General features: G+C 40.0%; 23 protein-coding genes. 7 read left to right on the top strand and 16 right to left on the bottom strand.

The window, feature by feature from the left end; all coding sequences use genetic code 11:
* Positions 1 to 25: 25 nt before the first annotated feature.
* From ACH6CZ_RS02405 to ACH6CZ_RS02380, 6 genes are all read right to left on the bottom strand, one after another.
* Positions 26 to 778, bottom strand: a complete 753-nt coding sequence (locus tag ACH6CZ_RS02405; RefSeq protein ID WP_374095827.1) for a metallophosphoesterase — start codon at positions 776 to 778, stop codon at positions 26 to 28.
* Positions 779 to 926: 148 nt separating this feature from the next.
* Positions 927 to 1,559, bottom strand: a complete 633-nt coding sequence (locus ACH6CZ_RS02400; protein WP_374095826.1) for a CBS domain-containing protein — start codon at positions 1,557 to 1,559, stop codon at positions 927 to 929.
* 81 nt (positions 1,560 to 1,640) lie between these two features.
* Positions 1,641 to 2,330, bottom strand: coding sequence for a LysM peptidoglycan-binding domain-containing protein (locus tag ACH6CZ_RS02395; protein ID WP_374095825.1), 690 nt, complete (start codon positions 2,328 to 2,330; stop codon positions 1,641 to 1,643).
* A gap of 1 nt (position 2,331) precedes the next feature.
* Complete coding sequence (locus tag ACH6CZ_RS02390; protein WP_374095824.1) at positions 2,332 to 2,898, bottom strand: CPBP family intramembrane glutamic endopeptidase; 567 nt, start codon at positions 2,896 to 2,898, stop codon at positions 2,332 to 2,334.
* The gene (locus ACH6CZ_RS02385) at positions 2,888 to 4,336 is read right to left on the bottom strand and encodes a RecQ family ATP-dependent DNA helicase (protein ID WP_374095823.1); all 1,449 of its coding nucleotides are present in this window, start codon (positions 4,334 to 4,336) and stop codon (positions 2,888 to 2,890) included. Before ACH6CZ_RS02385 ends, ACH6CZ_RS02390 begins: the two co-directional genes overlap by 11 nt.
* Positions 4,258 to 5,388 (bottom strand): YpbB family protein, encoded by a 1,131-nt coding sequence (locus ACH6CZ_RS02380; RefSeq protein WP_374095822.1) that lies wholly within the window; start codon positions 5,386 to 5,388, stop codon positions 4,258 to 4,260. The genes ACH6CZ_RS02385 and ACH6CZ_RS02380 overlap by 79 nt, the downstream gene beginning before the upstream one ends.
* 194 nt (positions 5,389 to 5,582) lie before the next feature.
* Between ACH6CZ_RS02380 and ACH6CZ_RS02375 the strand changes: the two genes are divergently transcribed.
* Entirely contained in the window at positions 5,583 to 5,831 is a 249-nt protein-coding gene (locus ACH6CZ_RS02375) for a ferredoxin (protein ID WP_204727721.1), read from the top strand.
* 31 nt (positions 5,832 to 5,862) lie between these two features.
* On the opposite strand, the gene ACH6CZ_RS02370 is transcribed toward ACH6CZ_RS02375, so the two are convergent.
* The 8 genes from ACH6CZ_RS02370 to ACH6CZ_RS02335 all read right to left on the bottom strand — a co-directional run bounded on the left by ACH6CZ_RS02370 (position 5,863) and on the right by ACH6CZ_RS02335 (position 14,694).
* Positions 5,863 to 7,110 (bottom strand): hypothetical protein, encoded by a 1,248-nt coding sequence (locus ACH6CZ_RS02370; protein WP_374095821.1) that lies wholly within the window; start codon positions 7,108 to 7,110, stop codon positions 5,863 to 5,865.
* Complete coding sequence (gene sigX, locus ACH6CZ_RS02365; RefSeq protein ID WP_374095820.1) at positions 7,103 to 7,627, bottom strand: RNA polymerase sigma factor SigX; 525 nt, start codon at positions 7,625 to 7,627, stop codon at positions 7,103 to 7,105. The genes ACH6CZ_RS02370 and sigX overlap by 8 nt, the downstream gene beginning before the upstream one ends.
* Before the next feature lie 296 nt (positions 7,628 to 7,923).
* Positions 7,924 to 9,690 carry an ATP-binding protein gene (locus ACH6CZ_RS02360; RefSeq protein ID WP_374095819.1) on the bottom strand — a complete coding sequence of 589 codons (1,767 nt, stop codon included), beginning with the start codon at positions 9,688 to 9,690 and terminating at the stop codon, positions 7,924 to 7,926.
* Positions 9,687 to 10,400 (bottom strand): response regulator transcription factor, encoded by a 714-nt coding sequence (locus ACH6CZ_RS02355; RefSeq protein WP_374095818.1) that lies wholly within the window; start codon positions 10,398 to 10,400, stop codon positions 9,687 to 9,689. Before ACH6CZ_RS02355 ends, ACH6CZ_RS02360 begins: the two co-directional genes overlap by 4 nt.
* Before the next feature lie 62 nt (positions 10,401 to 10,462).
* The gene (gene ccsB, locus ACH6CZ_RS02350) at positions 10,463 to 11,641 is read right to left on the bottom strand and encodes a c-type cytochrome biogenesis protein CcsB (RefSeq protein WP_374096500.1); all 1,179 of its coding nucleotides are present in this window, start codon (positions 11,639 to 11,641) and stop codon (positions 10,463 to 10,465) included.
* The gene (locus ACH6CZ_RS02345) at positions 11,625 to 13,307 is read right to left on the bottom strand and encodes a cytochrome c biogenesis ResB family protein (protein WP_374095817.1); all 1,683 of its coding nucleotides are present in this window, start codon (positions 13,305 to 13,307) and stop codon (positions 11,625 to 11,627) included. Before ACH6CZ_RS02345 ends, ccsB begins: the two co-directional genes overlap by 17 nt.
* The gene (resA, locus tag ACH6CZ_RS02340) at positions 13,304 to 13,858 is read right to left on the bottom strand and encodes a thiol-disulfide oxidoreductase ResA (protein WP_374095816.1); all 555 of its coding nucleotides are present in this window, start codon (positions 13,856 to 13,858) and stop codon (positions 13,304 to 13,306) included. Before resA ends, ACH6CZ_RS02345 begins: the two co-directional genes overlap by 4 nt.
* Positions 13,859 to 13,962: 104 nt before the next feature.
* Positions 13,963 to 14,694, bottom strand: coding sequence for a pseudouridine synthase (locus tag ACH6CZ_RS02335; RefSeq protein WP_374095815.1), 732 nt, complete (start codon positions 14,692 to 14,694; stop codon positions 13,963 to 13,965).
* A gap of 174 nt (positions 14,695 to 14,868) precedes the next feature.
* On the opposite strand from ACH6CZ_RS02335, the gene ACH6CZ_RS02330 reads away from it, so the two are divergent.
* The 6 genes from ACH6CZ_RS02330 (at position 14,869) to ACH6CZ_RS02305 (ending at position 19,057) form a co-directional block, all read left to right on the top strand.
* Positions 14,869 to 15,624 carry a segregation/condensation protein A gene (locus tag ACH6CZ_RS02330; protein WP_374095814.1) on the top strand — a complete coding sequence of 252 codons (756 nt, stop codon included), beginning with the start codon at positions 14,869 to 14,871 and terminating at the stop codon, positions 15,622 to 15,624.
* Positions 15,611 to 16,201, top strand: a complete 591-nt coding sequence (scpB, locus tag ACH6CZ_RS02325) for an SMC-Scp complex subunit ScpB (protein ID WP_374095813.1) — start codon at positions 15,611 to 15,613, stop codon at positions 16,199 to 16,201. The genes ACH6CZ_RS02330 and scpB overlap by 14 nt, the downstream gene beginning before the upstream one ends.
* Positions 16,202 to 16,276: 75 nt before the next feature.
* Positions 16,277 to 17,344: a D-alanyl-D-alanine carboxypeptidase family protein gene (locus ACH6CZ_RS02320; RefSeq protein ID WP_374095812.1), complete on the top strand. Its 1,068-nt coding sequence runs from the start codon at positions 16,277 to 16,279 to the stop codon at positions 17,342 to 17,344.
* Positions 17,338 to 17,928, top strand: a complete 591-nt coding sequence (locus ACH6CZ_RS02315; RefSeq protein WP_374095811.1) for a nucleoside recognition domain-containing protein — start codon at positions 17,338 to 17,340, stop codon at positions 17,926 to 17,928. Before ACH6CZ_RS02320 ends, ACH6CZ_RS02315 begins: the two co-directional genes overlap by 7 nt.
* Positions 17,925 to 18,467: a spore maturation protein gene (locus ACH6CZ_RS02310; RefSeq protein ID WP_374095810.1), complete on the top strand. Its 543-nt coding sequence runs from the start codon at positions 17,925 to 17,927 to the stop codon at positions 18,465 to 18,467. Before ACH6CZ_RS02315 ends, ACH6CZ_RS02310 begins: the two co-directional genes overlap by 4 nt.
* A 44-nt stretch (positions 18,468 to 18,511) precedes the next feature.
* The gene (locus tag ACH6CZ_RS02305; RefSeq protein ID WP_374095809.1) at positions 18,512 to 19,057 is read left to right on the top strand and encodes a DUF309 domain-containing protein; all 546 of its coding nucleotides are present in this window, start codon (positions 18,512 to 18,514) and stop codon (positions 19,055 to 19,057) included.
* 18 nt (positions 19,058 to 19,075) lie between these two features.
* Here the strand turns inward: ACH6CZ_RS02305 and ACH6CZ_RS02300 are convergent, their stop codons facing one another.
* Both ACH6CZ_RS02300 and lysA read right to left on the bottom strand, forming a co-directional pair.
* On the bottom strand, positions 19,076 to 19,435 hold the full coding sequence (locus ACH6CZ_RS02300; RefSeq protein WP_374095808.1) for a GNAT family N-acetyltransferase: 360 nt from the start codon (positions 19,433 to 19,435) through the stop codon (positions 19,076 to 19,078).
* A 208-nt stretch (positions 19,436 to 19,643) separates the two neighbouring features.
* The gene (gene lysA, locus ACH6CZ_RS02295) at positions 19,644 to 20,972 is read right to left on the bottom strand and encodes a diaminopimelate decarboxylase (protein WP_374095807.1); all 1,329 of its coding nucleotides are present in this window, start codon (positions 20,970 to 20,972) and stop codon (positions 19,644 to 19,646) included.
* Between the last annotated feature and the right edge of the window lie 33 nt (positions 20,973 to 21,005).

Genomic DNA, 21,005 nt, shown 5'->3' with positions numbered 1-21,005 from the left:
TTTGTATAGGTTTTTTATAACGATATCAGTCGATCTGAATCAGGTGAACTTCAGGTTTTGCACCAAGCCTCATTGGAATCACAGTTGTACCATAGCCATTACTGACCAGTTTGGTGAATTTCGCAGTCTTTGTCAGCCTGCCTTTTTGATAAGGACCAAAACCAAAAATTCTGATTTGACCCCCGTGAGTGTGACCGCACAGGACCAGTTTTACTTTCTCTGCTTCAGCAACTTGTTTCATTTTTTTGGTGACTCTCGGGTCATGACTTAGCAGAATCACTTTTTGATCACCGATCATTCCGAGTGTGTGTTGCAGGTCATCTTTTTGGTAATTGATATCACCTATACCTGCAATCACAATATTTGAATGACTTTGCAAAACTTCAGCATCATTTTCAAGTATGTTTATACCTTTTTCTTTCAGCAAGGTTCCCAGCTTTTCCTTATTGACTTCTTCATCATTATTTCCATAGACAAAATAGGTATCACCCGCAGATGAAAGCAGTGCTGCATTATGTGCGATCCTGTCATAAGGAACCCCTTTTTCAGTTATATCCCCTCCGATCAGCACCAGATCTACATCGGGCAGTGAAGAGAACCACTTTTCAGGAATTTTCCGGCGGTGAATATCCGATATGAATAAAATTTTTAATGGCCGCTCCATATCCGTATCGTCCAATTTTATATGATGTGTGACCAGGTTGTTTTCAAAAGCTTTTTTGATCATGTAAAAACCAAAGGCGATACAGAAAACAATTCCTGTATATAAATATTTCATATCTTCCTCCTGAGTAGCCTATCATTAATGTTTCACAACGATTTATTATAAACGATATTCCTTTATTATAAAACAATGCCTATTGTCTAAAAGGTACAGCACTCATAAAAAAATCATTCCCCCAGGGTTTTGGAGAAATGATTGTGTGTTAGTCCTCTTTAATATCAAGAATTCTGAACCCGGATTGTTCAAGCTTTTTTAAAAACTTATCCAGGTTATCCTTCTTTTCAATTTTCAGCACAATTCTTCTGACCAATTTATCTGTTTCATCGAATGTAACCAGAGAAATAACAGATTCATGGAATTGATGAATAATTTCTGCAAGCCTCGAGATTCTGCCTTCAGTTTCAACTGATGTAAATGCAATACGTACGCCTTTTTTATGCATTCCAAAAGCACTTTTAAACTGATTAAACACATCATACCTCGTGACAATCCCTTTAAAACGTCTGTCAGGATCAACAACAGACATTAAAGGAAAATCATTCAGCTGGTATAGTGTTGTTTCGAATATTTCATCGCCCTGTAAAAAATTATTCTCATGCGTTAAAATATCCCCGGCTTTTTTAGAAGAATAGAACTCTTCTTTCGACAGACCGGATTTAAAGTAATCCTGGTAAATATGATATCTGGTTGTAACTCCCTCATATGTATCTCCACTCAATACAGGAAGTGCGTCAACTTCATTTTCTTCAAGCAGGTTAATGACTTTTTCGATAGAGTCACCAGATTGCACGGTATAACATTTCGCTGCTGGCACCATGGCACTTTTTACAAACATTTTATTCCCCCCAGTTGATTTATAACAGCTTAGCTGCACATTCTATTATTCTATACAAGATGGATAAAACCCTTTATCCATTTATGGCAGTTGTAAAACCTGACCAACATAAATTTCATTGTCACCGAGGTTATTTAACCTTTTTATCTGATCAACACCATCCGGCCCCAGTCCATAGTTGACAGAGATTCTGTACAAGGTCTCGTTCGCCTGAACAGTATGTGTTGATGAAACCTGATTGTCTTCCGGCTGTTCTGTAGTCTCTTCAGGCGCTTCTACTTCTTCTGCAGGCGTCTCAACAGTCTCTTCAGCAGGAGCTTCCGTTACCTCTTCAACCGTTTCTGAAGTTTCTTCATCAGTTAATGTTTCTTCAGCAGTTTCTGCCTCATTTTCCTCAGTATCTTCTTCATCAGTTGACATTCCTGCTAGCACCGGCTCCGGCTTATTACTTAAAGCGGTTTCTCTATTTTTTTCAATTTGAAATTCATTTGAATTTTCTAGTGTGGCATTTGTCACGCCCGATTCATCACCTGATGAAAGAAAAATTGAAAATAACACAACTGATAACGGCAGCAGTACAAATGACGCAAGTAGCAGTCCGATTAACGGAAATGGCTTTTTCCCGGATTTCTTTTCTTCACGTTTTTTTCCGTGCAATTCTAATCTTGACTTTACTTCTTCATGATTTTCTTCAGGATCGTGTTCAGTTTTTGCAGTTAATAATTCTTTCCGGTCTTTTTCGGCCCTGTCTCTGTAAGGATCTCTTTTCATATTAAACCCCTTCTTTGTTGGAATAATGAATATAAATACCTAATATATAGTCTATTATAAAGTGAATGACGAAAACTGACCATAGACTTTCGGTATATTCATACACATATCCCAAAAGAAAACTTAAAATAGTAACATTTATTAGTAAGTAGACGTTTTTCAAATACCGGAAGTGGACTGCGATAAATATGATACTTGCCGGAATGATTCCGACCTGTGTCTGCAGAACACCACGGAATAAAAGTTCTTCACTGAATGCGATAAGTAAAGTAATAAAAAATATCTCATATGGATTTAAGCAGCTGAAAAGGCGCTGATTAATCCCGCCATCATTAAAAGCCTTTTCAGGAAGAAACCTTATCAACAGCAGATCCGCAGTGACACACAGTGCGCCAATCGCAACCCCAATCAAAACGATGCTGCTGTCTATTGAGAAAATGGCAGTAAATTCTCTAAAACTATTGAATAAAAATAATGATAAAACAGCAGCAATACCTAAAATAAGGAGCTGAGTATAAACGACTGCCTGCTTTAATAGATGACAGGGATAAACATGGTTATGATCCATCAGAAGTTCCAATCAGCAGCCGGTTCAGCTTTTCTTTCCAATGATACTCAATTCTATCCTCTTTTTCACCGGTAGCATCAATGTCTTTTAAGCCGCAAATGTCACAGCACTGTTGCTGGTTAACTGATAGTGTTTCATCAAAAAAACCGAGTAATGATTGCCGTCTGCAGATTTTGGTATCGATATAGCTTTTCATATCCATTATTTTTTTCTTTTTATGATTAAATCTGTTTTCAAGCAGTGTATCCACTTCTTTTACCCAGGAATGTCGACTTTTCTGTTCCGCGTAATATGTCAAAACTTTTAATTGTGTATCCGAAAGCATTAATTGCTGTTGAATCAATTCCGATGAATTCCCTTTCCTGAACATGGAATAAAATGATTCTATCTGGTGATAATCGGGCTTTTCAAATTCAGCGAGTTGCAGAGGGATAGTCTCATCGTAACCACTGTATAATAAAATCGAGCGTGCCTCAATTCCATCTCTTCCTGCTCTTCCAATTTCCTGAAGAAAATTTTCAATTGACGACGGCATATGAAAATGGACGACAGTTCTTATATTCTCTTTATTAATCCCCATACCAAATGCATTTGTTGCAAATATCCAGTCCAGCTGCCCTGTAATAAACTGCTGCTGAATGAGGATTCTCTGATCTGTTTCAATATCGCCGTGATAAACAGCTGATCTGATCCCTTTGACATTTGCTTTCGACTGAAGCTCTTCAGCCTTTTTTTTACTTGAGAAAAACACAATCCCCGGCGACTGATAGACAGTAATATCAGCGAGCAGTTTATCTTCTTTTTCTTTTACACTTGAACATTTTACAACTTCAAGGGCTATATTTGGACGATTGACTGAGAAGATCCATTCTTTGCAGTCCTTCATGTTAAGCTTCAGTGCAATATCTTGTCTGATTTCTTCTGTTGCAGTAGCAGTAAGTGCGAGTGTGCATGGGTGATTTAATGCTTCTTTTAACGTGCTCAGTTTTAAATAATCCGGTCTGAAATCAGGCCCCCACTGTGAGATACAATGGGCTTCATCAATAACAAGAAGTCCGACACCAACCTTTTTTAGTTTCTGTAACACCTCGTCGGATGTGAGCATTTCAGGTGATAGAAAAATAAATCTGTACGATTCAAGGTGCTTGATTACATACTTTTTTTCATTAAATGATAAAAATGAATTAATCGCGACCGCTCTCTTTTCTCCTCTTAACTTGATCTGATCGACCTGGTCCTGCATTAGTGATAACAGAGGGGATATAATCAGCACCCTATCGTTGTTTACATAAGAAGGATATTGGTAACAAAGGCTCTTCCCTGTCCCGGTTGGCAGCATCGCAATTGTATCCTGCTTTTTCAGGATGGTCTGTATAATTTCTTTTTGTCCTGTACGGAATGAGCGATGCCCAAATTTTTCTTCAAGTAATTCTTCCATATCCGTTCACCCCTTTCTGCTTTTGCTAGTACTAATCTGATTTGAAAATATTCTGCCTCAGGAATTTGATCTTTAATTGTTTTCAGACGGTTACTATTTTCGCTGACATCTTCAATCATCTTTAACATAGTATCCGGCACAAATGAACTGATTGAAAAACTCTTATCCAATAATGCAATTTCAAGTATATGATCTTCAATCGTACTTCTTTTTAACCTTCTGATTGAAGCAATTCTGTCAATGGAAAAATCCTTTGATATATATTGATAAGTTTCTGCAGTTGACCTGGTAAAAGGAATCGATTCCGGGTTTACATTCATCATTTCAGCTATTACCGGGAAGTTACCTTTATCATTTTCAATCAGACTGAACATAAAATGAATTTCATTTATAAACCTTGTGTAAATTTCATCAGGTCCACATTTGAATTGATCTGCAAGCTGACGGCTGGTTTTACCAATCATTTTGTATCCGGATAGCTGCTGAACGATGATCTCCGGAGAATCAGGGAAGTCCTGTCTGTCAAAAATTGCAACTAATTCCCGGTTTAACTGCTGCGTATAATCCTGCAGACTATCCCTGTTTTGATTGATGACCTTCTTTACCCATTGCTGAACAGGTATTTCGCGATTAACAGGAATAAACTGATGCTCTTTGTATACAAGGTTTGAAACAGTCTGGACGATAAGAGTGAGTCTATTCCAGAAAACATACGTCATTTCGTGATATTTCCATCCATTTAAAAACAGAGGAAAAGGGTGATGTTGAAAAAATTCACTTAGCTGAACTTTTCCTTGAGCAGTCAAACCGTATTTCAGGTTGTCCAGTTCATGAATTAACCCCTCTTTTGTTAGACCTGTGATTCTTTGATCATAGTAAGGTCTTTTCATATTGCGATAAAGTTTGAATAAGGGAGAGATCCCATATAGTTGGGCGTCCTGAATCGTTTGGGAGGTTTTTTTACCTTTTAGGAGATGATAGATAGAGGATTGTGTTCTTTCGCCATTAATAATATCGAGCCCTGTGAGTATGACTGCATCCAGATAATTCATGCCGTTTCTCCTCCACTTAGTGTAGTAAATACATATTAACACTCACCTGGTGTCATTCAACAGTTTTCTTTCCTATGAAGGTGGGTAATATGAAAATAAGTACGCTTCAGTGTTGAAAATCAATACACGGACGAGTAAAATAAGGATTGGACATTTTTACAGTATTTAAACGCTTGAACAAGGAGGTAATCCAATTGGCTAAGTATACAATCGTAGATAAAGATACATGTATTGCATGTGGTGCATGCGGCGCTGCAGCTCCTGACATTTATGATTATGATGATGAAGGCATTGCATTTGTCGTGCTTGATGACAATGATGGAACAGTTGAGGTGCCAGAGGTGCTTTATGATGATATGCTTGATGCATTTGAAGGCTGCCCTACAGATTCAATCAAAGTAGCTGATGAACCATTCGATGGCGATGCTTTAAAATTCGAATAGACAAAAGCTCCGTTCAAAACGGAGCTTTTTTTCATTCCAGATATGCAATATTTCCACCGAGCGGTACATTTACAGGTTGATTAAAGTCATAGCCATCAAGAAAGTCCTCTTCAAGGCCTTCAAATTGAACTGATTGTAAGGCAAACGATTCAGCTGTTAAAAGAATTGACTCAATCAGCTGCCTTCGCTCCTCTTCCGGTAATTGATTCGGTTCACCTTCAAATGAAACTGTGATCGTTGTACCGGATGCCTGATAGTTAACATCTATCTCTTCTGGCACAGGTGATGTGTACCGGTCATTTGGAACTTGCTCCTCGATCGCAGACAGTGCATCTTCCACTGAATCAAAATTTTCGTAGCTCTTTGCGTAATAATAACTGCCGTTTTCAATTTCATATAAGTAAAAACCTTTTTGATCATTGTCCAGTTCGTAGGATTCAACGCGTCCAAACTCTCCAACTTCAGCTGTTTCATTTTTTTCATTGATGATTCTGAATTGTTCGTAGTCAGATCCAAATGTTTCTCTTAATACATCTATTAAAATCGCTGCAGAGGCACCCTGTGTTTTTTCATCAAGGTTATTGATCAGCCCTGTCAGCATGCTTCCTTCCTCATTAAGACTGTCGCTTAAAGGGTGATAGTCCATAAAACCGAGTGAAGACTCATCGATTTTATCGGCCCACTGCTGGTAAAGTGCTGCTATGGACTCATTTTCATCGCCTTCAGGTACTACAATTGTAAATGGAATCACATAAGCATCTTCAGTAACGAGCCCCGCTTCAAAATACCTGTTTTTACCAAGGTCTTTTTCAAACAGCAGCGCAGGTTCGCTTGTATGATTCATTGTCACTGTTTCTAGCTCCTGATTATCACCTTCAGAATCACTTGTATCACTTTCAGGTTGCACGGACTCTTCTGCAGTATCTTCCGGTTCTGAAGTAATATTGGTTTCAGCATGCTGATCTTCAGAAGAATCCTGTTTCATTTCAGCATCTGACATTGATTCTTCGGATGCTGATTCATTTGATGGCACTGCCATGTCAGAAGATGATTCCTGATCAGAAGGAGTGCTTTGATCAAACAGCCCCGGTGCCAGTATAAGCATCAATGCAGCCGCTGCTGTCCCGGCTGCTGCAGGCATCCATGGGAACGGTTTAACGGCCCGTTTTCTTAAACCCACATGCTGATAAATGTCTTCAGGATTCAAACGGTTTTTTACGACCGGCATTTTCTTCAGCTGATTTTCTATTTCCTGTTCCGTCCACTTATGTTTAGTCATTTGACTCCCTCCCATCTTCTGACATAAGTTCTTTTAACTTTTTAATTGCTCTGTGCTGAGTCGTTTTAACTTTACCTTCAGACCAGCCGAGTACTTCAGCCGTCTCAGTAATGCTCAGATCCTGAATATACCTTGTGATGATCACCATTCTCTGATCAGTAGTGCAATGGTCCAGACAGATATAAAGCTTTTTAATTTCTTCATTCTGTTCTGCGATCTCTTCAGGTAAAGGTTCAGAGCCTGTAATTTCGCGCTCTCCCCAGTCAAAATGCTCCTGCACTCTTTTTCGTATTGTTTTTTGCTTTCTGAAATAATCGATTGTTACATTTTTAGCGATTGAGAATAACCATGTTTTTTCTGAACTCTTTCCTTCAAACCGGTGATAAGAGTTCATCACTTTAATAAACACTTCCTGCAGTAAATCTTCTGCAGTGTCCCTGTTTTTAACCATATAGATTAAAAACTGAAAAACATCCTGTTGATATTCTGTATAAAGCCTATTAAAAACGGAGTCCATTAACCGTCTCCTCCCCGTTCATACCATTAGTCGTATTAACATTAAAAAAGTTTCTGCCTTCAGCACATTTATATTTATTTCCTGATCATGCGTGTTTTTTCACTTTTTCATTTTACATGACCTGACAAACCTTATAAAGCTCGATTTATATTTTATTCCAATACATGAAAAAAAGGGCTGACGTTTGCGTCTGCAATTAAACCAGGAAGATGAATGGTACATGCTCCAAGTTTGTTATTTACAGTTATCGCATTGCGTCTGCCCTTTTAAGTTCAGGCTCTTTCAAGCTGTATAGGCTATTGATATGGTAAATAAAATGAAAAAACAGTGCCCTGATCCAGTTTACTTTCAGCTTTTATCTTGCCTTTATGCGCTTCTATCAGGTTTTTAACAATCGCAAGACCAAGTCCTGTTCCGGCTCTCCCCCTGGTTCTTGCTTTATCAGCTTTATAAAACCGCTCAAAAATAAATGGGAGATCTTCTTCAGGAATACCTACACCGTTATCAATCACATCGAACCTGATAAACTGGGTCTCTTTTTGAGCACTGATTGTAATTTCGCCACCCGGTTTCGTATGCCTGATCGCGTTATCAAGCAGATTGGTAAGAACCTGCTCAATCCGGTCAGGGTCAATAATAACAACAGTAGAATCTTCCAGGCCTGTTTGAAAATCCATCGATATATCCAAGTCGTTTAATCCAAGCTTGAATTTAGTTAAAACCCTCGAGGAGAATTCATTCACCTTAACCTCTTCTTTATTTAAGACGATGTGACCTGCTTCCATTCTCGCCAGATCCAGCAATTCATTTACGAGCCTGCCCATTCTTAATGATTCATCATAGATAACCCTGGCAATCTCTTTTCTCTCTTCATCACTTTGTGGGATATCATCAATCATTGCTTCACTATATCCCTGCAGCATTGAAATAGGTGTACGTAACTCATGAGAAACATTCGCAATAAAATCTTTTCTGAGTGTCTCGAGCTTTCTTTCTTCAGTCATATCCCTAAGTACTGCAACCGCTCCTCTGACGGTATGACCGCTGTATAGAGGGCTGATAATGGCTGTATATGAACGTCCGTTTACTTCTAGCTCGCCAATCTGTTCTTCATTGGTTTTCATCACCAATGTGATTAATTGTTCAAGCGTCGGCGGCAATGCCAACTTTGTATATCCTTCCTGTTCATCGTACCAATTTTGCAGAAAACGTTCTGCAGGCGGGTTAGATACGAGTACAGTAAAATCTTTGTTAAACGTAATGACGCCATCTGCCATTGAACTGAGAACACTTGAAAGCTGCTCTTTTTCCTGGCTCAAGGCATCAAGGTGATGTTTGAGTTGTCTGCCCATCTGATTAAAGGCTGTGGCAAGTTCACCTATTTCATCGTTTGAGAGAATTGGTACTTTTGTGTCAAACTTTCCACGTGCTACTTCAAACGCGCCTTCTCTCATTTTTCTAAGCGGTGCAGTAATCCTTGTGGAAAGGAAAAAAGCAAAAATGGTTGTAAGTATAATGGCAATTGCAGCCGCGAGAATAATCAATCGAGTCGTCTGTTCAGTTGTTTGCTGAATGGCTTCAAGAGACTGGTAGACATAAACTACACCTGTGCGCTCTTCACTTTCATCAGCAATCGGGGCGCCGACCACAATCACATTGTTATACCGGTTGTCTGTATCTTCACCGGATGGAAATTCACCCTGAACAACTGCACCATCTGAATGTACCCGGTTCAGTGTTTCACTCCTGTTAATCATCTGAAGAATATCACGATGAGACTGTTCATCTGAATAAAATACGATTTCATCATTCATATTGACAATTGAATGAACCGGATCATCGAGTACTTCAGATACGATCTGTATACTCATATTCAAATCATCATGATCCTCAATAATACTTGCGGCTTTTTGAGCCTCATATCTTAGCGTTTCCTCAACTTCTTCCACATGATAATTCTGGAAAAATTCCAGCAACAAGATTGTCAGGATGAATAAAACAAAGGAGACAAGCAGCAGAATTGTCATCCACAGCTTGCCTACCACGCTTTTCCAGATTCTCATTCCTCGACCTCAAACTTGTATCCTACTCCCCAGACTGTCACAATCATTTTTCCTGCTTTTTCAGATACTCTGTTCAGTTTCTCACGCAGTCTTTTTACATGAGTATCGACTGTCCTAAGGTCACCGAAAAACTCATAATGCCATACTTCTTTTAATAGTTGTTCCCGGTCGTACACTTTATCGGGACTCTTAGCTAAAAATAACAGCAGCTCGTACTCTTTTGGTGTCAACGTCACCTCATGACCATCTGCTGTCACACGGTGAGCGTCGTTATCAATGACCAGGTGATTGTAGGCAATCATATCTTTCGCTTTTGTATCTGTGTTAACAAAACTGCTTGTTGCTGTTCTTCTTAAAAGTGCTTTTACTCTTAGCACAACTTCTCTCGGGCTGAATGGTTTTACAATGTAATCATCTGTCCCCACTTCAAAACCCTGAACACGATTTGCTTCCTCACCTTTAGCTGTCAACATAATAACAGGTGTTGTTTTTGTTTCACGCAGCTCTTTACAAACTTCAATCCCGTCTTTACCTGGCATCATGAGATCCAGCAAAATACAGTCAAAATCTTCTTCAAGCGCTTTTTTCAGTGCTTTTTCACCATCTTCAGCTTCTTCAATCGTATATCCCTCACGCTCGAGATACATCTTTAACAGCCTTCGGATTCTTTCTTCATCATCAACAACAAGAATATGACCAAGTTCATTCATTGAAGATCCCCCTATCGGATATGTATTTAAAGAAAGCCCTCACTTACACGTGAGGGCAATGTTTATGCGTAAGAGTGCAGTCCTGCAATAATTAAGTTGACCGCTACCAGGTTAAACATAATAATAGCAAATCCAATTACTGCAAGCCAGGCTGAACGGTTTCCTTCCCAGCCTCTGGATAATCTGAGGTGAAGAAAAGCTGCATAAAACAGCCATGTGATAAGCGCCCATACTTCTTTCGGGTCCCATCCCCAGAAGCGTGTCCAGGCAATTTGCGCCCAGATCATTGCGAACACCAGACCTCCGAGCGTAAACACCGGAAATCCGATTAATACAGAACGGTACCCTATTTCATCCAGCATATCAAGATTCGCTTTTCTGACAAGCGGCTGGAACAGTGCTGCCACTCTCCGTCTTGAAATGAGTCTGATCAGTAAGTAGATCAGTGCTCCTACCCCGACAGACCAAATCACTGTATTTAATCTTGGTGCGTTAACAAGTGCGTGCATTTCAATTCCTGATGAAAAAGCACCCTCTGTCAGCAATTCACCCTCATTTGGTGTTACAAGAGCAGGCATTGAATACTGTACTTCCGTTTGTTCTTCATCTGCATTTACAAAAGTAAACTCAGATTCATATCCTGCGATTGAGAACGTTGTCGCACTGACGACAAAACCTACAACAAGTATAATACTGAACAAGATTGCTTCAAGCCAAAAAGCCTGCTTGCCACCCTTAGACAAGTCGATATCCTTCAGTAAAAAGATAAGTCCTGCAACAAAACTGATGGCAAGTATGGCTTCGCCTGCAGCAACTGTTGAGACGTGAATCGCAAGCCAGTCACTCTGAAGTGCCGGAATAAGCGGTGATATGTCTCTTGGGAACATGCTCGAATAGGCAATAATCAGCAATGCAATTGGCAAAGCGAATACACCAAGTATGTGCAATTTGTAAATAAAGTAAATAATGATGAACGATGCAACGAGCATCATTGAGAAAAACGTGATAAATTCAAACAGGTTACTTACTGGTGCATGTCCGGATGCAATCCACCTTGTGAAAAAATAACCAAGCTGTGCTGCGAAACCGATCAGCGTGATTGTGATACCAATCGTCGCCCATCTGTTTTTTCCGGTCTGATTCGTATGTTTTTTTGATTTAATAGATCCCGCAAAGAATACAGTTGCTACCAAGTAAAGCAAAAATGCTGTATAAAGCAGGGTACTACTTATGCTGGCCAGTTGTGCCACTTTCGTTATCCTCCTTCGCATTGCTGTTGGATTCTTTCAGCTCCTGATGATCTGTCGGCTGATCGAGTCCCGCATGTTCGAATGCCGGAGCAATGTCTTTTTTCAGTCCAAACCAATTCTTATTGGTATGTCCAGCTGCATATAATGTATTGTCAGATCCTTGTTTGATCCATACTCTTCTATGGTTCCAGTATGCACCGACTACTACGCCAAACATAAAAATAGCGCCGCCAAGGGCCAGTATCCATAATGTTAGATCTTTCCTTACTGTCAAACCTGAAAGATCTCTTGTTTCAATCCCATTAAAGCTGATTTTATAATCATTCGGACCCAGTGGTTCAAGGTTTTCCTGGATCGCTACAAAAGCAACTTCACCATCCGGATGCTCGGGTGAGGTCATTTCAAATAAAAATGCAGGGTTATTTGGAAGTGGTGATGCAGATTGCGGCTCACCCTCATCAAACCCGCTGAAGTCAGGGTAATAACCCGTCAGTTCCACAGCATATCCGTCATTCAGTTCGTATACACCCGACGTTTCAGGATCGAAAAGGTTAACTGTAAATTCACCGACTGACTCTCCGGTTTCTTTATTATCCATTGTAAAAGTCATTTTATAAAGTTCATCTTCAATATAATCAGTCTGATAAAGTGCGAACTGATCAAATTTCATTGGGATATTAACCTGAATTGCATGGTGATTAACTTCTGTCAGCTCATCCTGAGAACCAGCCACAGCGTCTTCATCCCGCTTGTACAAAATGGCATCCGTCTGGAAATTCTTAGCAATGGCACCAGTCCGCTGGATGGTATCATCAAATACTTCAGAATCCCCTTCCTGGTAAGTCTCGAGCGTGAATCCTTCGTTTTTCAGGAAGTATTCCTGTCCTGTACCTGGAATTGATCTTGTTTCTCCTTCGCGGATCCATAAAATTTCATCCACATACATACCAGGCACAAACCTCAGCATTGCACCAATCAGGAAAATAATCAGACCGGTATGGTTAATATAAGGGCCCCATCTAGAAAATTGGTTTTTCTCTGCAAGAAGATGGCCATTTTCCTGCCTTACTTTGTAACGCCTTTTTTTCAGCCCTTCGCTTAACTTATCCAATACTTCAGAAGATGCTTTGCCTTCATAAGCCGAATAGACTCGCTGTCTTTTAAGAAATGAATCATGCCTTTCCACTCTTTGTTTCCTAAGTGCTTTATAAAGTGGCACTCCGCGGTCCAGACTGGCGATAATAATTGAAGTACCGATCGCTGCTACTAACAGCATAAACCACCATGATCCATAAAGATCATGGAAGCCAAGAACATAATAAATTTTCCCCGGGAGTCCATAGCGGCTCTCATAGTATTCCACAGCGGGAACGTTTTGAGGAATAAAAAACTCCTGCGGGAAAATTGTTCCGATTGCAGAAGCGACCAGTGTAATCACAATGAGAGATACGCCAACTTTAACAGAAGAAAAGAAGTTCCAGATTTTATCAATAATTGAAGTATGATAAGTCTGAGATCTTCTCGCCATTCCTTCATAACGCATTACGTCATGTGTTTTCCTTTTTGCGGCCGCTTCAGTCAGTGTTCTCCCGCAGGCCTGACATAACTCTGAGCCTTCAGGGTTCTCGTGACCGCATTGACAAATTATTTTACTCATTCAGAAGACTCCTGACTTTCAGGTTTAATCAGTTCCATATAAGAGGCAACGTCTTCTTCTGTCATTTCACCTTTAATTACTTTAATAATTTCCCCTTCAGGATTAACTAGTAATGTAGTCGGAAGTGGTCCGATTGAGTATGCATCCATCACATCTTTATTAACATCTCTGACTACCGGAAATGTCAGACCGTATTCATTTGCAAAGTTAGATACTTTGTACTCAGATTCTCCAACGTTAACAGCAAGAACTTCGATTCCCTGGTCCTGATAAACCTCATATTGATTTTGCATGTAAGGGAACTCTTTCTCACACGGTTTACACCAGGTTCCCCAGAAGTTTAAAAATATACCCTGGCCTTTATAATCAGAAAGCTGATGTGTTTCCCCATTCAAATCCTCTAGTTTGAAGTCAGGTGCCTGATCACCTGCTTTTACTAGCAGTCTTTCATCTCCTGCCACACTGGAGTAGATTGTGTATGATACGGCTGCCAGCAGCACTGCAAGAATAGAGACACGCATAATCAGCCTCTGCTTTTTTTTCTTACTCACATTTGCTACCCCCTTTAATGCATAAATACAAAAAGTTTCATTGTCATTATAGCATTCACACGAATGGGACTAAGCAATAGTATTTGAATGAACTGTGAAACTTATCAATTGTTCTGACCACTTTCGGCAAGGGCTCTCAGCTGCTTTACTTCATGGGGTGTTAATTCTCTCGATTCTCCCGCATTTAATCCGGTTAAGTGCAGAAATCCATATCTTTCACGTTTCAGTTTCTGTACCGGGTGGCCTACAGCTTCAAGCATTCTTCTTACCTGTCTGTTTCTCCCTTCGTGAATTGTCATTTCAATTATTGTCTTATCTTTTTGCTTGTCAGCAGAAATGACCTTTGCTCTTGCAGGTGCAGTCATGCCATCTTCAAGCCTGATTCCTTTTTCAAGCTTTTTAATCGTCTCGCGCTTAACAAGACCTTTTACTCTTGCAACGTAAGTTTTAGGAACTTCATATTTCGGGTGTGTCAGCAGGTTTGCAAACTCCCCATCATTTGTCAGGAGTAATAACCCGGAAGTATCATAATCAAGTCTTCCTACCGGATAGATTCTTTCTTCAACATGGTTGAAATAATCAGTGACGACTTTACGATCTTTATCATCACTTACTGCGGAAATCACACCGGATGGCTTATAGAATAAGTGGTACACTTTATTCTCACGCTCGATTTTAACGCCTTCCACTTCGATCTTATCGGAAGGTGTTACCTTCGTCCCGAGCTCAGTAACTGTTTTACCGTTTACTTTCACTTTTCCCTGAGCAATTAATTCTTCTGCTTTTCTGCGTGATGCCACACCAGCGTGCGCAATCACTTTTTGTAATCTTTCCATATCTTACACCTCTTCATTTGTTCTGCTTCTTACAGCATTATGTCACATATATTCCTAAAAGCAAATCAGGACACGATAAAACGTTGATTTACGGTTGGAAGTAACGTTTTGTTCAGATATAATTAGCAATATTGAGGAATTCCAGCAGCACAGCTGTAAGAAAATGGTGAGAACATGGAGTATACAGTAAAAGTAGATGCTTTTGAAGGTCCTCTCGATCTTCTGCTGCATCTTATACAAAGTCTTGAAATCGATATCTATGACATTCCGATGGCGGACATATCCGAGCAGTACACCTTATACATTAAAGCTATGAGCGTACTTGAATTGAACACAGCAAGTGAATACCTTGTGATGGCTGCAACATTGATGTCAATTAAAAGCCGTATGCTTTTGCCAACACAGGAGGAGCACTGGGAAGAGGATCAGCAGTTTGAAGAAGATCCGCGTGAGGAACTCGTGGAAAAATTGATTGAATACAGAAAATATAAAAAGGCTGCGACTGAATTAAAAGAAAAAGAAAGCGATAGAAGTTTACATTTCACAAAGCCTCCTGAAGATCTCAGCAGCTATTCGCAGCCGGTTGATACAAATGAAAAAACCCATATTGATCTGTATGACCTGATTGGTGCTTTCAATAAGCTTATGAGGCGCAAAAAGATCAAAAAACCGATTTCAACCAGAGTCACCAGACAGGAGATATCAATTGAGAAGCGGATGTCTGAGATTCTTCATACAATCCGTTCTCAGTCATCGCCGAGGGCCTTCTCTGAACTTTTTCCGGTAGCTGAAAAACCGCATATGGTGGTTTCGTTTTTAGCTGTGCTGGAATTAGTGAAAAGACAGGAGATTTTTATTAAGCAGGACCATAATTTTTCTGAAATTATGGTGGAAAGTACTGAAGGAGTGTCATTAGTTGGTCAAGTATAATCACAAAGCAATAGCAGAAGCATTATTATTTACAGCAGGAGATGCCGGATTAGCAATTGAGCAGCTGACAGAAGCGCTGAATCTTTCTGATCAGCAGGTTGAAGCACTGATGTCAGAATTGCAGTCGTCTTATCAGAATGATTCATCAAGAGGCATTGAAGTTGCTGTTTATGCACAAAAATATCAATTTGTCACAAAGAAAGCTTTATCTGATTATATTAAACTTTTAGCAGACTCACCCTCCCCTTCTGCCCTGACCCAGGCAGGTCTTGAAACGCTCGCTATTATTGCTTACAAGCAGCCGGTAACAAGAGTTCAGATCGAAGAAGTCAGAGGTGTCAAAACAGATGGACCTGTTCATACGCTCCTTGCGAGAGGATTAATTAAAGAGGTTGGAAGAAATGAAGGAGCAGGCAGAGCCATTCTTTATGGTACGACTGAGGAATTTTTAGATTACCTCGGCTTAAAAGATTTATCTGAACTCCCTCCGCTTCCTGAAGACGTGGAAGAAGATGATAAAGAAGACAGTGATTTATTTTTTGAGTCATTGAAAAACGGCTTGTCCGGTAACGTTTAACACGCGCAGAGGCGCGTGTTTTTCTTTTTATCAAGGTCTAAGTTTACCGGGGATTTCATAAGAATACATTGAAAGGTGGTGTATCTGATCAGAAAAATCATTGTTGTCATATTACTTTTCATACTTTTTTATCATCCTGTCTCTGCACTCGATGTTTCCGCTCATTCCGCCATTATGATTGAAGCAGAAAGCGGACGAGTGATATTCAGTAAAAATGAAAATGAACAAATGAAAATCGCAAGTATTACAAAGATTATGACTGCCCATCTAGCCATTAAACATGGAAACTTAAATGACAAAGTAAAAATTTCAAGTGAAGCATCTTCGACTGAAGGGTCCAGTCTTTATTTAAAGGCAGGGCAAACTGTCACACTAGAAGATCTATTATATGGACTACTGATGAGGTCAGGAAATGACGCAGCTGTAGCGATTGCTGAATATATTAGCGGTTCAGTTGAGGCATTTTCTGATCTGATGAATAAAGAAGCAGAAAAAATCAAGATGACAAGGAGCCATTTTACCAATCCCCACGGCTTAGATACAGACGATCAGCATGTCTCTACAGCTCATGACATGGCCATTCTTACCCAATATGCAGTCCGTAATCAAACATTTAAAAAAATATTTTCAGCTTCAAGCTATACACCTACTTTTAAAGATGCTTATCCGTGGACAAACAAACACCGCCTGGTTACCGGACTTTATCCACATGCGAATGGAGGAAAAACCGGTTTTACAAAAAAAGCCGGCAGAACGCTTGTGACGACTGCCCATAAAGATGGTCTTACCTTTATCACTGTGACGATCAATGGTCCTGATGACTGGAATGATCATATCTCACTTTTTGAGAATGGATTTAGTCGTTATGAAATGGTGGAATTGATTTCCCGCGGTCCACTCCCAGTGCTTCCAGGAATGTCTGCTGATACGCATTACATATCAAATGAGATCAAAAAGTTTCCTCTGACCGAAAAAGAACGAGAACAGATTTTGTATAAGATTATTTCAGATGAAACCCCTGAATTAAAAGTTTATATCGATGAGAAATTGGTCAGCAACACTCTGATTGAGGAAGTGAAGGTGGATCATCCCGGCTTTTTTGAAAACCTGCTCAGCAAAATGAAGGAGCTTTTTAAATGGTAAATTACATTTGGATCTTCATGCTTGTCTCAGGTATTATTTTCAGTATATTTAACGGAACAGTTGATGAAGTGAATAAAGGACTCTTTGATTCTGCAGGTCAGGCTGTAGAACTGGTCATTGGATTTGCTGCGATATTCACGTTATGGCTTGGCATGATGGAGATTGCAAAACAGTCAGGATTATTAAATATCATTACAAAGCTTTGTTATCCAATGATCCGGAAGCTGTTCCCTGATCTGCCGAAAAATCATCCCGCCGCAGGTTATATTATGACGAATTTTTCAGCTAATTTCTTTGGGCTTGGAAATGCTGCCACTCCATTTGGTGTAAAAGCAATGAAAGAATTACAGTCAATGAATCAGCAGCCTGAAAAAGCAAGCAGATCGATGGTGACTTTTTTATGCTTAAATACTGCAGCTGTTACGTTTTTTCCAGCCACAATTGTTTCAATGCGCCTTTCAGAAGGTGCTGCTGACCCGCTTGATATCGTTATTCCGGCATTCCTAGCTACAATCTGCTCGTGCAGTGCAGCGATTATGTATGACAGAATCAGCTGGAGAATGGCATCGGGGAAGCAAAAATGATGGATATTGTCTTTATTTCTAAGTTGATCATTCCGCTGCTTATCCTAACGATCTTGTTTTCAGCACTGCTGACAAAAACAGACGCTTACAGCGCATTTGTCAGCGGTGGAAAAGAAGGATTACATATGTCAGCTGAACTTCTGCCGTTTTTAGTAGGAATGATGGCTGCAATCAGTGTGTTAAGATCATCCGGGTTATTATTATGGATTACGAACCTTGTATCCCCATTATTTCTACATTTTAGTGTTCCTGCAGAACTTTTCCCGTTATTTCTGACACGTCCCATCTCTGGAACTGCAGCGCTCAGCATTACTGCTGACCTGACGCATACGTTCGGTCCTGAGCACATGATCTCAAGACTTGCTGCTGTGATCCAGGGCAGCACTGATACGACATTGTATATACTGACTGTTTATTTTGGCGCGGTGGGGATTAAAAAAATGGGCAGGGCACTGGTTGTAGGTTTACTGGCAGACATTACCGGGATGATTCTTGCAGTTGCCATTACGGTCTGGTATTTTCAAAATGTTTGGAGCTGACAAACCTGTATGATAGACTAAATCAAAAATTGGAGGTGGCCATCGTGCATTATCCTGATGAATATATCCGGTTTCTAGTTCACTTTCACGGTGACCGCGACTACTTTGAATGTCATGAAATACTGGAAGAGTACTGGAAGGAACATACTGATGAAAATAAAAATTCACTGTGGGTTGGATTAATTCAACTTGCAGTTGCACTGTATCATCATCGCCGCAGAAATTTCAAAGGCGCTCTAAGAATGATCAGGCAGGCAAAGCAAAAGATCACAACGTTTTCAGATGAAGCGCGTCATTTATCACTTGATACTGACAAACTACTGATCATAATCAGTGAAATAGAAAGTGCAATTCTCGTTCAATCTCCCTACCGCAGTATCATGCTGCCATTATCAGACGATACACTTATAGAGAGGTGCAAAACGGAATGTAACCGCCACGGCTTCACATGGGGCGGGGAAAGTAACTTAAGCAATAAGGCACTCGTAGACCGTCATAAGCTTCGCGACAGATCAGATATCATTTTACTCAGAAAAGAAGCACTTCTTTCAAAATCAAAGCTGAATCCGATTTCTGAAAAAGGTGAATAAACGAATGAAACCGCAGCTTTATTCAGCTGCGGTTTCATTATCTTCACATTTTTGAAGAAATCCTTCTGTATAAGAAGTACTTACCAATTCTTTTTCAGCATACATATCCTTAAGAGCCGCTATCATACGGTGACCTACTCCCTCGTTTCGATGAGAGGGATTGACTGAGATGTGACGCAATGTAATCTGCTGTTCTTCAATTTCAACTCCTGCCAGACCAATTATGTCTTCTTCTTTCCACAGAAACAGCTGAAAATTTTTCTCTTCTTCATACTGTTTCATCGACTGCTGCAATTGTTTGATGTCTTTTTCTGTTGGCATAAAAGACATTAACCCCATCGCAATTTTCTCAAAGGATTTTTTATAACGAATTAACATAAAGTACTCCTCACCAAGTTGTAATCATAATCTGATGTCTATCAACACACCAGTTAATCCGGTAAAATCCGTTCAGTTTTTATACCGTCGCATACTAACTGTAGCAGAACTTTTCAATTTTGTCCTTATACAATAAAAATCCAGTAAATAACTCCCCAAATAACCGCAAGTATTAATAAGACAATAAACGTGACTGCGTTCTGCTTTTTCATGATTTCTGATCTGCCCCTTTAAATGACAACGGCAGGTCATGTCTGATTAAATCCTCATAATTTTCACGTTCAATGACGAGTTCAGCCTGCCCATTTTCCACAAACACAACAGCAGGACGCGGAATCCGGTTATAATTATTGGCCATCGCATAGCCATATGCACCTGTACAGAATACAGCAAGTACATCGCCCGGCTCATGACTCGTAATCGGCAGATCCCAAATTAACATATCGCCGGATTCACAGCATTTACCCGCAATTGAAACAACTGACTCCGCCGGGGCTTCCGGCCGGTTTGCAATGACCGCTTCATATCTTGCATTATATAGAGCAGGACGAATGTTGTCACTCATTCCCCCATCTACCGCCAGATAATTTCTGACATCCGGAACGTTTTTTGATGATCCGGTTTTGTATAATGTTGTCCCTGCATCACCTGTCAAAGATCTGCCCGGCTCAATCCAGATCTCAGGCATTGTTAAATGGTGTTCTTCCATCAGGCTTTTAACTTTTGTAATAATATCTTCAACATATTTACCTGGCGCTAATGGTTCATCTTCTTTGGTATATCTTATCCCAAATCCTCCGCCAAGGTTTAATACTTCAGCCTTAAAGCTTAATGATGTTTTCCATTCTGCCATTTTCTCGATCATTTTTTCAGCCGCCATAATAAAACCGGTCGTTTCAAATATTTGTGACCCAATATGGCAGTGTAAGCCCAACACATTTAAATGTGCGTGTGAGAGCGTCATCTTAAGCGCTTCTTCAGCCTGTCCATTTTGAAGGTCAAAACCAAATTTTGAATCCTCCTGCCCAGTCAGAATATAATCATGCGTGTGTGCTTCAATACCAGGCGTAACACGCAGTAAGATTGATGCAGACTTGTCTTTTTCACTGCAAATTTGTGAAAGAAGTTCTATTTCATAGAAATTATCAACAACAAAACAGCCGATATCAGCATCCAGCGCCATCGCAATTTCTTCAGGACTTTTATTATTCCCGTGAAAATGTATTTTTTCAGAATTGAATCCAGCCTTCAGTGCTGTATATAATTCACCACCTGAAACGACATCAAGACTAAGTCCCTCCTGCGCAATCAGCTGAATCATTGCAATGGATGAAAATGCTTTACTTGCATATGCCACCTGAGATGAAACGCCAAGCTTTTCAAACGTATCTTTAAAGCCGCGTGCGCGTTCTCTTATCAGCTGAGTATCATATACATAAAGCGGAGTACCAAACTCTTTTGCAAGCTTTATTGTATCAACCCCGCCTATCGTCAAATGACCTTTTTCATTAATAGATGATGTGCCATAATAATGCATGTTACAATCCCTTCTTTACTGCAGAATATCATT

Origin of the sequence: Jeotgalibacillus sp. JSM ZJ347, assembly GCF_044383825.1 — a bacterium.
In the GTDB taxonomy this organism is placed as follows: Bacteria; Bacillota; Bacilli; order Bacillales; family Jeotgalibacillaceae; genus Jeotgalibacillus.
Note: the sequence above shows the minus strand (reverse complement) of the source record. Positions and strands in the feature narration are given on the sequence as shown.

What these genes read in the sequence shown, in the direction of transcription:
- ACH6CZ_RS02405 (WP_374095827.1), bottom strand. Translation starts at nt 778, where the DNA reads ATGAAATATTTATATACAGGAATTGTTTTCTGTATCGCCTTTGGTTTT.
- ACH6CZ_RS02400 (WP_374095826.1), bottom strand. Translation starts at nt 1,559, where the DNA reads ATGTTTGTAAAAAGTGCCATGGTGCCAGCAGCGAAATGTTATACCGTG.
- ACH6CZ_RS02395 (WP_374095825.1), bottom strand. Translation starts at nt 2,330, where the DNA reads ATGAAAAGAGATCCTTACAGAGACAGGGCCGAAAAAGACCGGAAAGAA.
- ACH6CZ_RS02390 (WP_374095824.1), bottom strand. Translation starts at nt 2,898, where the DNA reads ATGGATCATAACCATGTTTATCCCTGTCATCTATTAAAGCAGGCAGTC.
- ACH6CZ_RS02385 (WP_374095823.1), bottom strand. Translation starts at nt 4,336, where the DNA reads ATGGAAGAATTACTTGAAGAAAAATTTGGGCATCGCTCATTCCGTACA.
- ACH6CZ_RS02380 (WP_374095822.1), bottom strand. Translation starts at nt 5,388, where the DNA reads ATGAATTATCTGGATGCAGTCATACTCACAGGGCTCGATATTATTAAT.
- ACH6CZ_RS02370 (WP_374095821.1), bottom strand. Translation starts at nt 7,110, where the DNA reads ATGACTAAACATAAGTGGACGGAACAGGAAATAGAAAATCAGCTGAAG.
- sigX (WP_374095820.1), bottom strand. Translation starts at nt 7,627, where the DNA reads ATGGACTCCGTTTTTAATAGGCTTTATACAGAATATCAACAGGATGTT.
- ACH6CZ_RS02360 (WP_374095819.1), bottom strand. Translation starts at nt 9,690, where the DNA reads ATGAGAATCTGGAAAAGCGTGGTAGGCAAGCTGTGGATGACAATTCTG.
- ACH6CZ_RS02355 (WP_374095818.1), bottom strand. Translation starts at nt 10,400, where the DNA reads ATGAATGAACTTGGTCATATTCTTGTTGTTGATGATGAAGAAAGAATC.
- ACH6CZ_RS02345 (WP_374095817.1), bottom strand. Translation starts at nt 13,307, where the DNA reads ATGAGTAAAATAATTTGTCAATGCGGTCACGAGAACCCTGAAGGCTCA.
- ACH6CZ_RS02335 (WP_374095815.1), bottom strand. Translation starts at nt 14,694, where the DNA reads ATGGAAAGATTACAAAAAGTGATTGCGCACGCTGGTGTGGCATCACGC.
- ACH6CZ_RS02330 (WP_374095814.1), top strand. Translation starts at nt 14,869, where the DNA reads ATGGAGTATACAGTAAAAGTAGATGCTTTTGAAGGTCCTCTCGATCTT.
- ACH6CZ_RS02315 (WP_374095811.1), top strand. Translation starts at nt 17,338, where the DNA reads ATGGTAAATTACATTTGGATCTTCATGCTTGTCTCAGGTATTATTTTC.
- ACH6CZ_RS02310 (WP_374095810.1), top strand. Translation starts at nt 17,925, where the DNA reads ATGATGGATATTGTCTTTATTTCTAAGTTGATCATTCCGCTGCTTATC.
- ACH6CZ_RS02300 (WP_374095808.1), bottom strand. Translation starts at nt 19,435, where the DNA reads ATGTTAATTCGTTATAAAAAATCCTTTGAGAAAATTGCGATGGGGTTA.
- lysA (WP_374095807.1), bottom strand. Translation starts at nt 20,972, where the DNA reads ATGCATTATTATGGCACATCATCTATTAATGAAAAAGGTCATTTGACG.